Consider the following 412-nt stretch of genomic DNA (forward strand, 5'->3'; position numbering starts at 1 on the left):
CACCGTCAGCCCTTATTAGCTTGACCACTATCTTTTGGCTTTTTCCATGCAGTCTTACGACTGCCTGCTTTTTCTTTCGCGTTACTATGCAGTTTTCAAGGTTCTGGCTGGTTTCTTATCCAGCAGTCTGGCTTTTTGCCCCGTTGCTGAATTTTTCCCCGTTTTCTCGTTTCTCTACTGAACCCCAAATACTTTGAAAGCTTTTACCAACCTCGACCGACCTAGGAATGACCATCTCAGTATCTATTACTCGTGTTTCGATATTCGATATCTGAGTGGGTAAGGTCTCCCTAAAAGGAGGTGATCCAGCCACACCTTCCGGTACGGCTACCTTGTTACGACTTCACCCCAGTCACCAGTCCTGCCTTCGGCATCCCCCTCTCCTTAGAGTTGGGGTAACGACTTCGGGCGT

The 412-nt window shown here is 48.3% G+C and carries 1 rRNA gene; it reads right to left on the reverse strand.

The window, feature by feature from the left end:
- Positions 1 to 293: 293 nt before the first annotated feature.
- Positions 294 to 412, reverse strand: a 16S ribosomal RNA gene (locus NWP17_RS10230); the annotation flags it as partial.

This window comes from Chrysosporum bergii ANA360D, assembly GCF_029891735.1.
In the GTDB taxonomy this organism is placed as follows: domain Bacteria; phylum Cyanobacteriota; class Cyanobacteriia; order Cyanobacteriales; family Nostocaceae; genus Umezakia; species Umezakia bergii.